The organism is candidate division KSB1 bacterium (assembly GCA_034505495.1).
Taxonomy (GTDB): domain Bacteria; phylum Zhuqueibacterota; class Zhuqueibacteria; order Residuimicrobiales; family Krinioviventaceae; genus Fontimicrobium_A.
In genome coordinates this window covers 34019-48614 of record JAPDQV010000026.1, presented here as the reverse complement: position 1 = coordinate 48614, position 14596 = coordinate 34019, and the positions used below count along the sequence as shown (strand labels likewise).

Below are 14596 nucleotides of genomic sequence, written 5' to 3'. Positions count from 1 at the left end.
TGCAGATGCTAAAGAGAGCACTCAAGCCTTTAGGAAGGAGAGCAGAGGCGTCCCCCGCATAGCCTGCCAGCGCAACGACCGGTGTGCCGTACGCTGCCGTTCGACGCAGGAGCCCGGAAATAACCTTTCCCATAGCGGTCTGTTCATCGACTTTGCCTTCGCCGGTCAAAACCAAGTCGGTTCCGGGCAGGTGTTCATCGAATCGATAGGCGTCCAGAACCAGCTCGATGCCCGGACGAAGCTCGGCATCGAATAAAGCATAAAATGCGGCACCAAGACCGCCCGCAGCCCCGGCTCCCGGCAGATCGCGAACCGGCTTGGTCTCTGCCTCAAGCAGAACGACAGCCGACGCTGCAGCGGCTTCGAGTTTCTCGACGTCCTCGGGCGAAGCTCCTTTTTGCGGCGCAAATATGCGCGCGGCGCCGCGCGGCCCCAGCAGGGGATTGTCGACATCGCAGGCAGCAATCACTTTGATGCGCTGAATGCGCGGGTCCAGATGCGACAGATCGATGCGACGAATGCGCTCCAGGTCTTTACCGCGCAGGGGAGAGTCAATGACGTCGCCGCTTTCGTCAAAAAACAGGGCGCCTAAAGCCTGCGCCATGCCGAGCCCCAAATCGTTGGTCGCCGAGCCGCCGAGACCGACCAGCAACGTCTTTATGTTCTCCTCCAAAGCCTGCCGAATCAGTTGCCCTAATCCGAACGTCGTGGTGTTCAGCGGATTGCGCTGTGTTTTAGGCACCAAAGAGAGGCCTGCTGCCGCAGCGGTTTCGATGACCGCCGTGCAACCATCCCACAGAATTCCCCAAGCGGCCTGCACCGATTCGCCCAACGGACCTTTGACCGTCGAAATCATTCTTCGTCCGCCGAGCGCCGTCAGCATTGCATCGACCGTTCCTTCGCCTCCGTCGGCCAGAGGCAGCGAGACAATCTGCGCTTCAGGAAAAACGCGGAGTATGCCCTCAGCCATCGCAGCGCAGACCTGCGGCGCCGTCAGAGACTCCTTGAATGAATCCGGAGCAAGAAGAAATTTCATTACTCATCCTCTGCGCAACAAAAAAGGCGGTCTTGAAACCGCCTTGGATCAGATGGAGATGACCTGTTGAATGCCGGGAAGATGTCTGCGCAGCTCGCGCTCTATGCCCATGCGCAGGGTCATTTGCGACATGGGACAACCATGGCAGGCACCCTGCAGCCGCAGCTTGACGATTCCGTCCGTCACATCGACGAGTTCCACATTGCCGCCGTCCGCCATCAATGCCGGACGAATCATATCGAGAACCGCTTCGACTTGATCAAAAGTTGGATTCATAAAAGCATCCTTTATGATTGAATAGATTCCTGACTTTCGACCGCTGCAACGGCCGAAGGATTTTTTTCGCGTATAACATAGCAGCCGGCCGGACACTTTTCCGCCGCAGTATAAAGATCTTCGCTGGTCGGATTTTTGATCACCGGAAGGTTGCCCTCCATTTCAATAGCACCGCTCGGCGTAACTTTCGGAGTCACGCATATTTTACAGGTATAACACCCCACACTGCAAACCGCTTTGACGGCTTTTAGCTTTTCCTGCGAAACGCAGGCCAGGTAAACTTTTTGACTGCGGGGAATGAGCGCCATGATGCCCCGAGGACAAGTAACCACACAAATGTTGCAGGCCGTACATTTTTCCTCGATGACTACGGGCAGGCCGTTTTCACTCATGTACATTGCTCCAAAGGGACAGGCGCGGACGCAGGAACCGAGTCCCAGGCAGCCGTAAGAACAGGCTTTGTGCCCGCCGCCGACCAGGGTGGCAGCCGTACAGTCCTGCGGTCCCTGATAGACAAACTTTTCCACTGCCTCGGCTTTGCCGCCCTGACATTGTACTACCGCCACTTTCGGTTCGGCAACAGAAGCTTCCACTCCCATGATTGCGGCCAATCGTTTGGCAACTTCGGCACCACCGGGAGAACAGCGATTCGGCGGAATTTCTCCCTTGGACACCGCCTCAGCATAAGCGGCGCATCCGGGTTTACCGCAGGCGCCGCAGTTGGCGCCCGGTAGAGCGGCTAAAATCTCCTCCACCTTCGGATCGACAAACACCGCAAATTTCTGTGAAGCAAAGGCCAATCCGGCGCCGAACAGCAAGCCGAGACCGCCGAGGGCTAAAAGAGAAGTCAAAAACGTCGGGCTCATTTCATTCTCTTTCCTTCAGGTTTTTTGGAATATAGGGATTGCTTTTCTTAATTGCAACAAACAGCTTGCGCTTAGGGCAGCTGCGCAATTTTACCGCGCAAATTCTGCGGATCCTTGAAATTAGGCCGCAGCTTGTCAAGCTTTTTCATCAACTCCTGCGCCTCCTGTTTGCGCGAAAGCTTGATGTAGGCTTGGCACAGATTATAGGCCGCTTCAAAATCTGAAGGCGCTTCCTGCAAATACTCTTCCAAATGCGGAACACCGTCCTGAAGATCGCCAACGGCCAATTCGAGCATGCCGACCCATTTGAGCGTCTGAGAAGACGGATGAATGGCATGCGCCCGTCGGAAGAATCGCAGGGCACTGTTATAATCTTTTTTCTGCATCAAGCTCTGCGCCTGCTTCAGCATGGCGGTATAAGCCAAGCGCTGCTTATCCTCGTCGCTTAAGGGATTGAAACTGCCCGCCTCTTGTTCTTCTTCGCCTAATTTTGCGGCAATTTCCGCTGCTTTGTCTTTCATCATGAGGCCGTCATAAACCTTTTTTAGATTGCGCAAAGCCTGTTTGTCATTCGGTGCGGCCTCGACGGCCCGTTCCAAATACGGCCTTGCGTCTTGAAGCTTTCCCGCCATGGCCAAAAGCGTGCCGGTCCATTTATCTGTAAATGGGGTGCGTCCGTAGCGGTTGGCAACCTGCAGAACCCGCAAAGCCTCGGGAAGTCGGTTCAAACGCACAAGGTTTTCGACGGCTCCCTCGTAGAACTCGAGTTCGAAGGGAATACTGTAATAGGCGGCTTTGTATTCGCGAAAAGCCCTTTCATAATCACCCTTTTTCTGATAGTAGCGACCGAGATCGGCGTGCGCCGCAACCGGCGAATAATTCGAATCCACCAGAATCCGCAGCGCCAACGAGTCCTCGATCGTCCTGGGAATAAGCGTCTCCAATGTTCGATTGGGCTCGGTCTCCGGCTTGAACGGCCACCCGCCCCGTAAGTAGCGAATGCTGTATTCCGCGGCGACCGTGTCGAGCGCCGTCAATCCCCATGTCTGCTCATAGTACGATGAGGGCAGAATGCGCTGCTCCGGCCATCGGGCAGCGATTAAGCCGTTGTCCCGCATGGTATTGAGAAATGCATCCGCCATGATGAAATAGCCTTTGATGTTCGGATGCAGATGCTCCAAAATCACTTCGTTGCCGATCAACCCGTGCTCGCAGGCGGCTTCGAAATAGTTTTTCATCGGCACTACCGGAGCGTTAAACTCGGCCGCCACTTCGTGGATAATTGCGTTCATCTCTTCTGTGGCTCGGAATCGCAGTGCATCGAGGTCCTTGGCATACGTCAGGGCAATGCGGGCGTCCTGAAATTGGCCTTGGTCGATCAGCTTTCTGCCGATTTCGTAGGCAAAAGATGCGGGTGGAAAGGTATCATATTTGACTGAAACGAACGGCGGCTGATCTTTGATGTTGCTGACCAGCTCGCTGATGATGATCGGCACACCCCTTTTCTTGGCCTTGGAAAAGATACGCCGCAGGTTCTCACGATAAACCGCGACGCCCTGCTTGTAAAGCTCGCTCTGATAAGGGATCGCCTTTTCGGAAACGATGCGCGCCATCAGCGTGTTCGAGGGATCGAGTCGCGTGCCGCCGCCCGCTGTTCGTATGAATGCTTTGCGCACCGCACCGACTAGATCGCGTACCAACAGGAACGTCTTGAAGCGTTTGAGCTTGAGATAAGCATAAATGACTTGAGGATTTCTTCCCAATGATTCCGTCGACCCGACTCCCAAGGCGCCGTAAAATTCGTTGTGTCCTGCGTAAATGAGGATGGCATCGGGCTGTTTGTCAAGGATTTCGTCCGTCAAATCGAGCAGAGTATAGCTGTTGACTGCCGACATGGCGGTATTGACCACCTCGATATGCTTGTCGGGAAAGATATCCTGAAGCCGGAAATGAAGGATGCGCGAGAACATAACGTTCTTGCCGTAGGGAAAGCCGGCAGCGGTCGATCCGCCCATGACGAAAATGCGGTAGCCGTTTTCCGGCTTTTTCTTGAGGAACAAATCTTTGGGCGGAGAAGGTTTGGTATTCTGCATGAAAAAATAGCGTTTGCCGACTTCCTGGCCGCACATCCAATAATGGGAGATCTGTTTTTCCGGGCCGGTCACAAAGAGGCGCTGATCGCCGCCGTATTTCACGAGCTGCAAAAGTAATTCGAGCAGAACAAGAAATAAAAAGGGCGTCAAATACGCAAAAAGTGAAAACAACCGCTTTTTACGGGCAGATAGAGAAAGGGAGCCTTTTTCCACTGGTCATCCTTTCAGTTGTCGATTCATCCGTTCAAAGGAAAGGAAATATATAAACTTTGCAGAGCATCTGCAAAAAAAAAGTCCCGAGAGGAACTCTCGGGACTTGAAATCAAGCTCGGGTCGGGTTACTTGACCAGAGACATCTTTTTGGTGAAGGTCTGGTCGCCGCTCTTGAGGGTGTAAAAGTAAACACCGCTGGTGAGGTTCTGGCCGTTAAACGTGACCGTGTACTGACCGGCGGGTTTTACTTCGTTCACCAGGGTGGCAACTTCCTTGCCCGTCAGATCATAGACCTTGAGCTCGACGTTTCCGGCCTTGGCAACCGAGTAGGAAATCGTCGTGGTCGGGTTGAACGGGTTCGGATAGTTCTGGCTCAGAGCGTAGGACTCGACCTTAACCGGCTGCGACTTGACGCCTTGGCCTTTGGACAACACCGCGGTACCGAACATGGAGGCATTTCTCCATTCCGGTTCGCCGGGCGCCCACCAACGATAGACGGTGCGGTTCTGATCCTCGCCCGGATCGTCGCAGTCGTTCAGCTGCCAGTCAAAGCCGAAATCCTGGCCGACCGGAATCTGCATGTTCGCCAAGGGGATGGCAATTTCCAGATCCCAACCTTTCTCAGTCTCGCGAGTCGCATACTCGGTGCCGGTCTTGTCCCAGTTCCAGCTTGGGCCGGTCCCGTAACCGACATCGATGTCGTCCAGGCCTTCCTGAGCAAGGTTGAAGCGAATCTGAATGTCGTCGACGCCGTCATAATTATCGAGCGTCTTGCTGTTGTCGCCGTCAAAGTACAACTCCATGCTGTCGAATTCCCAGTTCTGGTTGTTGTCCGGCGCATAGTCATAATACTCATCCCACATGACGAAGTAGAGATACAGGTTGGTGTCGTCCCACTTCAGGTAGCCCCAATGACGGGTGTCTTCCCAGCCGTTGATAAAGCCGATGTTCTGGCCGTTGTCCAACATGTCGCCGGACAGGCAGACCGCATCTTTCCATTCTCCGGGGCTCATCTTGGCGTCGATGGTCGGCTTGGAGCCCTTGGGGATCTCCAAGTACTCGGCCTTGATCACACGCTTGTTGTCCAAATATGCGGTGCCGAACAACGAGGCGTTGCGCCACTCGTCGTTGTTGTTCGACCACCAGCGGTACATATTGGAACGGGTCGACTCATCGGCGTCGTTGATCTGGCAGTCGAAACCGAACTCGGTTCCAGGCACAAGCTGAAGATCAGCCAAGGGCATGGCGGCTTCCAGCACCCAGCCGATCGCAGTTTCACCGATATAGAAATCTATACCGTCGCGATTGTATCCCCAACCGGCGGCATTGCCATAACCGACATCGATCTTGTCGGTAGTGGTTTCACCGACATTGAAGCGGATCTGGACGTCGTCGACGCCGTCATATCCGCCTTCGGTCTTGCTGTTGTCGGCATCGAAATAGAGCTCGACGCCGTCATACTGCCAGTCCGTGCCGGGATTGATCAGTTCGTCATGCACCCACAGCCAAACATAAAGATTCTCGTCGTCGAACATCATCTTGAGGCTGCCGAACAGATCGAACCAGTCGTCCGGATCCGCAGCGTCGCCCGCATCGCGAATGATGCACAGCGTCTCGCCGACGTATTTCCAGACATCATCGAACTCACCGTCGATGACCGGCTTGGCGGCAGTTTTGGGGACCACCAACACACCGTCCTCATTCACCTGGGCGAAACCCGAGCCGAAAGTCAGGACAAAGATGGCGAAAAGCAGTACTGCGAACTTTTTCATGTTTTACCTCCAGGTTTGGTTAAAGGTTCTGAAAGAGGAAAAAAATCTGCTGAACTTGGCTGCTATTCACACCTCCTTTCCCGAAAAGTGTTAAACGGCCTTTTATATGAATAAGGAACGGTTTACAAAGGGGGAGAAAACATTGACGGCCACATTGAGCCTTTCTTTAGAGTCATGTATAATATAGCTTTTTTTTCTAAAATGTCAAGAAAAGAATGTTGGCTGTAAACAAATCCTTCGTATGTTAGAGAATATTTAACATATTGAAGAAAAACAAAAAAGCAAAGATTTTGTCCGCTAATTGTTCGTATGTTGAACAAATTAATAAGAATTTTTGCTTTTTAGATTTAAGAATTGAGGACACGTTTTAGCGATGATGCTGACGACTCAATTCAGCCAAACGCAGGATCGCCGATGCATTGACTTGGCCGGGATAAAGTTTCCAGCGCCAATTACCGTCGAGCCGACCGGGCACATTCATGCGCCCCCGGTCATCGAGTTCGAGGACGTCCTGCATCGGAATAATCGCCGCTGCAGCCCTGGAGGACAGCGCAGCTTCGATCAAAGTCCAAACCACATTTTGTTCATTGATCTCGCGGCCGAAATAGACGCCGAGGTTCCACCGCTCCGCCGCGGTTGCGTCGTTACGGTACCAACCGAGCGTGGTATTGTTGTCATGCGTGCCGGTATAAACGACACAGTTTTCCGGATAATTGTGCGGCAAGTAAGGGTTGCTTTCCAGATCTCCGCCGAAGGCAAACTGGAGGACTTTCATGCCAGGAAGATCGTATTTTTTCAGTACTTCTTTGACGTCGTCCGTGATTATGCCCAGATCTTCGGCAATCACGCGGAATTCGCTGCATGCAGCGCGGAAAGCGGAAAAGAGATCGTCTGTAGGTACCTGTACCCATTTACCGTTGATTGCCGTCGGTTCTTCGGCGGGAATCTCCCAATAAGCGACCAAGCCGCGGAAATGATCGATGCGGACAAGGTCGAGCAGATCGAGGTTCCGTTTGAGGCGCGCCGCCCACCAGGAAAAACGGTCGCGGCGCAGGTTTTCCCAATCATAAATGGGATTGCCCCAGCGTTGGCCGGTGGCGCTGAAATAGTCCGGCGGCACTCCGGCGACGACATAGGGCCGTTTGTTCGAGTCGAGTTTGAAGAACTGGGGTGCACACCAAACATCGACGCTGCCGTGCTCGACATAAATCGGCAAATCGCCGATGATCTGCACACCTCTTTTACGACAATAGTCGCGCAAATCCTGCCATTGCTTTTGCACAATATATTGCTGGAATTGATAAAAACGTATCTCATTAAGCAGCTCTTTTTTCATTTTCGCGAGGGCGGAAGACTTTCGGTCGCGTAAAGGCTCCGGCCAATCCAACCATGAAACGCCGTTAAAAGCCTGCCGCAGCGCCATGAAGAGGCCATAGTCCGCAAGCCATTGCCCTTCCTGACGGCAAAATTTTTCAAAAGCCTCAAGATGTTTACCTTCGAGTCTATGAAAAGCTCGACGAAACAGATCGGTCTTGAAGGCGGCGACCTGTTCATAATCGACCGCGTCGTAGGGAAAAGAAGGGGCTAAGCCCAAGTCGCCCTCTTCCAACAGACCGTCGGAAACCAGCAGCTCAGGGCTCATGAGCAGCGGATTGAGGGCAAAAGCGCTGACGCTCAAATAGGGAGAATTGCCGTAAATCGGCTCCGTCGGATTGAGCGGCAGGATCTGCCAATATCTTTGGCCGGCGTCGGCCAGTAGATTTACAAAATGGTAAGCCACAGGGCCTAGATCGCCTATGCCGAAGGGAGAAGGGAGAGAAGTAATGTGTAAAAGAATGCCGCTGCCGCGCTGCAGTTTCATGAGAGACTCCTTTTAGAAAAGTGTTTTTAAAAGAACAAACACTTTACCGAATCTTGGCCGCCGATCGATAGAGCTCTAATCGAGCAAGTCGCCATATAGCCTGACCTTCGCATCCGACCGAAAAGCCGTTTGCAGAATTAATGCACGGTTTGGTCGGGCGGAAGACCGAGCTGCTCATATAGGTTACGGCGGGCCTTCTTGTCTTCATCAAGTATTTTGCGCGCTTCTTCGGCTACGCGGCGTGCCACGGCGCGCGGTACCACGATCACGCCGTCGCCGTCGCCCACGACTACATCGCCGGGACAAACCAGAACCCCGCCGACAGCCACCGGCCGATTGACCGACTCGAGCTGATTGCGGCCGGGACGAATGCCGCGACTTTTTTGGCGCAAATAAAGAGGCACCCGCTCTTTGGCGACCTCGTCGGTGTCGCGCGCCCCCGCATCGGTCACGACCGCGACCGCCCCCTTGGAATGCCAAACCAGGATGTTGTTGGATCCGATCGTGCCCACATCGCCGAATTCATCGTCATCGATGACAATGACGTGCCCCGGCTCGATGATTGAAGTAAACGGTTCGGATGAATAGTTGTTGTAAAAATTGCCCTCCCAGCGACTGAACTCTTCCCCGGCTTCCGGGCGATCCTTCATCTGCGTCGGCACATATCTCACCGTAAGGGCAATGCCGCGAAATTGATGCTTGAGCGAGTCCTGGTCAATCCATGCGGGATGAATCGATGCGTCGACTAATCCTTTATTCGGCAAGCCGACCCGGTCCATGCCGTCCGATACGTCGGCTACGCGCAACCCCTGATAGAGTCGAAGCAATTCTTGGTTTTCATCAGCGGAATAAAAGTGCGTCGGAATGAAATGGATGCCTCGGCGCAGCGCCTCGGGAGTCGCCTGCTGCGCAAGAGCAAAACTTTCCGTCGCGATAATGACCCCCAAACAGATACTCACCGCACGCATTTTGCCTCCATGAATTCATGCCGCAGAATGCCGAAGCCGCTTTTAACAAAAACTAAAGCGGGCAAATCAGAGGAGCCTGGTCATTCAGCGCGCAAGGCCACGGCATCGGATTATTCAACAGCTGTAGCCTGCCGCCTGCCGATGTTTTTCCCATAGTCGATGCGGCTGTCGGTCGTCACCACCGGAAAGCTCGGTACCATGATCGGATACGGCACGTTCTTTTCGATCACAAACATGTCGATCCGTGTCAGCTTGACGTCTTCCAGCATATCCATGTCGATCTCTACCTTGTCGCTGTACTTTTTCTGCAGCGAATCGACATAGGCGTTCATGTACTCATCGAGAACCTTCATATAATCTTTGTAAAAGTTGTACTTGCAGCCGGTTTCCCGTAAGTACTTTTGCTGCTGCCAAAGGGCGAGCGCATGATCCTGCCACATATAGGTCTGCTGAACGACTTCGGGAACGCGGTCGTATTTTCGTTTATAAGCCTCGCGCGTCAAGTATTTATCGCGAATGAGATCCACAACGGCCAGTTTGAACTGCTCGGGGAAATTGCGGTCGGTCAGGTTCTTTTTTCGGAAAACCAAGGGATGGCGCGACATTTCGTCGCGCAGGCGCTCGACCGTCCAAACCTGACCATCAATAGTCAACAACGGCCAGTCTTTTATTTCCTCAAACGAATTTTCGTCTATCTGAACCTGCCTCTGCTGTTGATCGTCTCCCCAAAACTTGGCGTTGAACAATTTTTCCTTGTCCTCAGGCGAAACGACGTAGAAAGGCTTGACGACATCGACCAGCTTGAAGAAGGTTTTTTCGTCGAATTTAACGGTTTTGCCTTTCATCACTTTGAGGACGAATTTTTCATAAATTTTCTCCGCCTCACGCCGCGCCAGCCGTTCTTTTACATCCCGCAGGCGCATTTTGATCTGTTCGTCGGTAACGGCAATCGATTCGTTCCATCCCAGTATTTTGAGGGCCATATACCATTTTTCATCGATGCGGATTGGGCCGACGACTTGGCCGACGCGCAATGTGTCGGAATATAGCGCATCGATGATCGCATCGTTGCCCTCGCGATCCCATTTGACGTCCCGTGTCGGCGGCACGTTTTCACCCGTCAGCTGACGATAAGCATCTTCGAAGGAAACACCGGGCGTATTAAGCATTTTTTGCACCGAATCCGCCAAGCTTTTGGAAGGCATGGAAAAGTAAGCGACCTTGTACTCTCGGCCTGCCCAACGATAAGCGTTGCGCACCTGTTCGTCCGTCAATTTGACCTTATCGAAACCCTCTTTTAAATAAAGCCATTTGCGCATGGCCTGCTCTTTTCGGCCTTGAATGTAATTTTGAAATTCTGGGCTGCGGTAAAGTTCGTTGTCCGTACCGGCCTCCAAGGCGAGCATCTTTTCCGCCAGCAGAGAATTGAGGATCATTTTTTTATGCAGATAATAGTTGCCTTTCAGATAGGGGGGACGAATCGTGTACTCCGCCCGGCGAATAAATTCTGCCAGAGTGATTTCACGATCTCCAACGCGGGCAATGACTGCCGCTTGTTCCTGAGGCTCCTTTTTGCCGCAGACCAGCAGCAAAAGAGCAAAAATGGTAATAATTCGGTATTTCTTCATGCTCACTCTAATAGTTTTAAAAAATAACGATAAATAATAAAGCTGGTTCCCGCAAAAAACTCGGCAAAAAAAAGACTCCGGCGATTTTAACGCCGGAGTCTTGCAAATTCATGCGGCATTAGGCCGCATCAGAACGTAATTCCGCAGGTGTATGTATGAAAGTTGCCCAAAAGACCGACGTTCTTATAGGCATAGTCGATGCGCAAACCGACGTTGCCCATCAGGTTGAGAAAGATGCCGCCGCCGAACGTCGGGCCGTAATAGGAATCTTCCATGAACAGCGCCTTGTAACCGCCGCGCAGGTACAGGCTGCCGACGGCCGGCACTTTGAGCTGATACTGGGCGCCCACATTGACCGATTCGGTGTTGTTGTTCGGATGCAGAGCATCCACGGCAATGGTCAACCGATTACCGCCGACGACAATAGGATGTACGGCAACACCGACGCGGAAGATTAGCGGCAGTTCCCACTCGACGGTTTCAAATTTGCCGTTGGCGAATTGATAGTTACCCTGCTCATCCGGCAGCAGGTCGATCGGCTGCAGCAGATCCAAACCGTCGTACTTCATGCGCGTGCCGTAGTTGGAAATGCTCATGCCGATAGCCATACCGTCGGCCTTTTCGCCGGTCGGAGAGAAGAAATGCGTGTTGAGCTTTACGCCCAAATCGACCGCCATGGCGCTGGCGCCGCAGTGCCAAATCTGCGAATGGATGTATTTAACCGAAGCGCCGAATGAAAACCACTGTGCTAATCGGCGAGAATAGCTCAGGGCAGCGGCATATTCACTGGCCGTAAACATCTCACCGGTACCTTCCTGAAAGGCCAGGTTGGTAACCGGAATTTCGCCATAACCGACGGAAGTCAGTCCCATCGCCAAGGTGCCGATGCGCGGCAGAACCAAGCCGACGCCGACAAAGGAGGTGTTGATGTCGACCACCCAGGGCTGGATAGTGAACTGCGCTTCGCTGCGTTCCATATACCCCAAGCCTGCCGGGTTCCAATAAAGGGAAGAAATGTCGTCGGCCATGCTGACGTAGGCATCGCCCATGGCGGAACCGGCGCTGCCCATCCCGATTTCCAAAAAGTTTGCCGTGGCCGTGCCGGCGCGACTCTTTACGGCATAGCTGTTGGGCGCCAGAAAGAGAAGCACCAGGCTGCTGATGACCAACAAGCTGATCGCTTTATTTCCAGTCATACGTTTAACCTCTTTCGTTTTAAAACCCTTCATGATCACCTTTTGCTCAATTGCGCAACAGGTTACTTGATGATGGCAAACTTGCCCATGATTTCATCGCCGGTTTCTTCCGCTTTTAGATGGTAGACGTACATTCCGGCCGCTATCTCCAGCCCGTCTTTGGTCAAAAGATCCCAATAGGCGATGCCGTTGTCTACAGCGTTGTCCACGACGATCTCATCCACAAACACACCGCTGGTGGTAAAGATCTTGATCGTGCACTTGGCAGGAATATGCGTCCACATGATGCGGCGGCGCTGGTTAAAGTCTTTGTTCGCCAGAGAAGGCTCGAGAGCGTTGGTGGCGACGTAGGGGTTGGGAACGACTTTAACCTTTTTCAGGGCTTCCGCCATGTTTTGGGTTTCGGTGGTTTCATTGATCTTTAGTTTGAACATCAGCGAATCGGTGCTGAAGAACGGCCGACGGAACCTGACCTTATAAACCGCATCCGATCCGGTCTTCGGCAGTTCGTCCTCGGATTTGGCAGCGGAAAAATCGATAATAAAGACCGTGCCGCCCCAGTTGCCGTTGTTCAAAATAGCGCCGACCAACACGCGGTCGTGCAGCAGATCGAACTTGCCGTCCGTGTTGTAATCGTGGCCGACGAGTTCCATCTTGACCGGCTTGCCGGTAGCCGGATCGATAACAGAAGAGTTCTGGACGTAGAACGGAAAAGTCAACGGCGAGATCAGATTGGCATTCGGAATACGGACGTCATTCTCGTCTTTGATGCGAGTCGAAGCTTTGATGGAGAACTCTGACTTGTAGCTTTCCGCCCAAATAATGTCATAATTCCACGGAAAGACTTCAGCATCCGGTGTGGTGGGAATGACATTGATCGGCCCGCTGCCGGTCTGCCAGCCGGTGTTCAGGTAATCGAATTCCGGCGTGATGATCGGAGTGTTAATGGTCAAAGAGATGCCGTCAAAAATGTCGGTAGTGGCGCCGTCCGTCCTAAGGAACATATAGCCGAGCGATTCGGTCGAATCGGCCAGCATGGTTCCGGGGTTGGCCTCATCTGCTTGGTAGACCAAAACATCCGATCCGTCGATTTCACGATAGATTCTGATGCCGTTGGTGACCCACGAAAAGCCCCAATCGATATTGCGGATGGTTCTCACCTTTTTGATGTCGAACTTGATCTTGTACTGGGCATCGGGAATGGCGGCTTTGCGGGCCAACAGCTTGGCTTCGATCGATCCGGTGCCAAGTGTCTGGGTCGGAATCAACTCGATGTTGGATTCGAGCTTGTAGCCGGCAGCTTCCTGGCGCGGAACGACGATCGCCACGTTTTTAGTGGTAAAGATGACCTGCTCGGCTTCGTTCACTTTGATTTCAAAGTTGTTTTCCGACGGGCGGACGCCGATTTCCGGTATGCCGTAGTCGTAAGCAACCAACGCATAGTAATAAGTGCGTCCGTTCTGGACGGCTTCATCGCGATAAGAGTGCGAGATGCCGCTGTCGGAACCGAGATAAAAGGACATGCCGTCGACCAAGCCGTATTCAGCAAAACCTTTCTTTCCATCAATGAGATCGCATTGAAATAGCGGCTTGCGTTCGCGCTGTGATCCGTAGCCATCGGTGATTTGAATTGCATCCGTTAGGTTACGGTCCGTAGCTTTGAAAAGCTTATAGCCTTCAAAGTCATTGGCATTCTTGAGGAAAGGATCGCGCGTCTTGAGCTCGGAATCGTTGTTCCAGGTTAACAGGACATAGCCGTCGCCAGGCGTGGCGGTCAGCGTCGGCATGACCGGCGGCATGGCAAAGCGGTAGTCGGTTTCGTAAATAATCTGGACGATCTTTTTCAGTTCAAAAAGCGCAATCGGCGGGTTGATGACCGGATCTCCGGCTTTGATGTTTTTACCGTCATCCCAGGAATGCAGCTCGGACATCGAGATGCGCTCGATGTTGCCGCCGTAGAGCGGGAAAACGCCTGTGGCGAATACCTCGGCGAGATTCGAGACGGCGCCGATGAACGGCACCAGCGAGTCCATACCGACCAGTTCCCACATCGATTCGTCGTTGCGGAACCAGTAGCGGTAGGGCGGGGTGTGTTCAGGAATGGGAAAGAGACGGAACGAAGTCAAACCGAGCATGTCGGTTTCGGTAACGTCCAACAGGCCGAAATCCGGTTCGCAGCCGACGCCGATTTTCAGATCCGGTCTCCCGTTGCCTTCGGTTCCGTCGGCATCGGGTTCAATGTAATCGATCTCGCCGGGACCTTTGCCGTCCAAACCGACGTCATCATTGACGTCTTCTCCCTCATCCCATACCCCGTTGCCGTTGGCGTCTGTAAAAGAATCCCAATCCTGATCCTCATCGGCATCCCAATGAGGTCTAAGGTCTGTTTCCTTAAGTTGATAGAATTTCAAAAAATTGGCGACATTGGAGATGCCTTCCGTCGGACCGATAATGCGCGTAGCAATGTTGTCGCGCCGTTCATCGATAATGCCGTCCTCGTCGTTATCGCGGCCGTCGGTGGCATTACCCGGCGACTCGAGGTAAGCAAACCCCATAGTTCCGACTTTGAGGCCGTAGTCGCCGATGCCGTTGACGTCCCATGAGTAAGCGAGGTCAAGAAAGGTGTCGAACGCGGCTAATTCGTCGTTGCCGTCGTTACCGCCGATGGCGTTGTCGACCCAATAACC

Annotated in this window: 10 protein-coding genes; all 10 read right to left on the bottom strand. The window is 53.0% G+C overall.

Annotated features, from left to right (window positions below; genetic code table 11):
* Positions 1-1036, bottom strand: a 1036-nt coding sequence (locus tag ONB24_10695) for a glycerate kinase (GenBank protein MDZ7316582.1), incomplete at its 3' end; no start/stop codon positions are given.
* A 48-nt stretch (positions 1037-1084) separates the two neighbouring features.
* Positions 1085-1312 (bottom strand): NifU family protein, encoded by a 228-nt coding sequence (locus ONB24_10690; GenBank protein ID MDZ7316581.1) that lies wholly within the window; start codon positions 1310-1312, stop codon positions 1085-1087.
* Between the two features lie 11 nt (positions 1313-1323).
* Positions 1324-2178, bottom strand: a complete 855-nt coding sequence (locus ONB24_10685; protein MDZ7316580.1) for a Fe-S cluster domain-containing protein — start codon at positions 2176-2178, stop codon at positions 1324-1326.
* 71 nt (positions 2179-2249) lie between these two features.
* Positions 2250-4484: a tetratricopeptide repeat protein gene (locus ONB24_10680; protein MDZ7316579.1), complete on the bottom strand. Its 2235-nt coding sequence runs from the start codon at positions 4482-4484 to the stop codon at positions 2250-2252.
* 125 nt (positions 4485-4609) lie between these two features.
* Entirely contained in the window at positions 4610-6256 is a 1647-nt protein-coding gene (locus ONB24_10675; GenBank protein MDZ7316578.1) for a T9SS type A sorting domain-containing protein, read from the bottom strand.
* A gap of 367 nt (positions 6257-6623) precedes the next feature.
* Positions 6624-8117, bottom strand: a complete 1494-nt coding sequence (malQ, locus tag ONB24_10670) for a 4-alpha-glucanotransferase (protein MDZ7316577.1) — start codon at positions 8115-8117, stop codon at positions 6624-6626.
* A 137-nt stretch (positions 8118-8254) separates the two neighbouring features.
* On the bottom strand, positions 8255-9085 hold the full coding sequence (locus tag ONB24_10665) for an RraA family protein (GenBank protein MDZ7316576.1): 831 nt from the start codon (positions 9083-9085) through the stop codon (positions 8255-8257).
* Between the two features lie 110 nt (positions 9086-9195).
* Positions 9196-10713: a hypothetical protein gene (locus ONB24_10660; protein MDZ7316575.1), complete on the bottom strand. Its 1518-nt coding sequence runs from the start codon at positions 10711-10713 to the stop codon at positions 9196-9198.
* Between the two features lie 128 nt (positions 10714-10841).
* Positions 10842-11909: a PorV/PorQ family protein gene (locus ONB24_10655; protein ID MDZ7316574.1), complete on the bottom strand. Its 1068-nt coding sequence runs from the start codon at positions 11907-11909 to the stop codon at positions 10842-10844.
* Positions 11910-11971: 62 nt separating this feature from the next.
* On the bottom strand, positions 11972-14596 hold a 2625-nt coding region (locus ONB24_10650), incomplete at its 5' end, for a hypothetical protein (GenBank protein ID MDZ7316573.1).

What these genes read in the sequence shown, in the direction of transcription:
- ONB24_10690 (MDZ7316581.1), bottom strand. Translation starts at nt 1,312, where the DNA reads ATGAATCCAACTTTTGATCAAGTCGAAGCGGTTCTCGATATGATTCGT.
- ONB24_10685 (MDZ7316580.1), bottom strand. Translation starts at nt 2,178, where the DNA reads ATGAGCCCGACGTTTTTGACTTCTCTTTTAGCCCTCGGCGGTCTCGGC.
- ONB24_10675 (MDZ7316578.1), bottom strand. Translation starts at nt 6,256, where the DNA reads ATGAAAAAGTTCGCAGTACTGCTTTTCGCCATCTTTGTCCTGACTTTC.
- malQ (MDZ7316577.1), bottom strand. Translation starts at nt 8,117, where the DNA reads ATGAAACTGCAGCGCGGCAGCGGCATTCTTTTACACATTACTTCTCTC.
- ONB24_10665 (MDZ7316576.1), bottom strand. Translation starts at nt 9,085, where the DNA reads ATGCGTGCGGTGAGTATCTGTTTGGGGGTCATTATCGCGACGGAAAGT.
- ONB24_10660 (MDZ7316575.1), bottom strand. Translation starts at nt 10,713, where the DNA reads ATGAAGAAATACCGAATTATTACCATTTTTGCTCTTTTGCTGCTGGTC.
- ONB24_10655 (MDZ7316574.1), bottom strand. Translation starts at nt 11,909, where the DNA reads ATGACTGGAAATAAAGCGATCAGCTTGTTGGTCATCAGCAGCCTGGTG.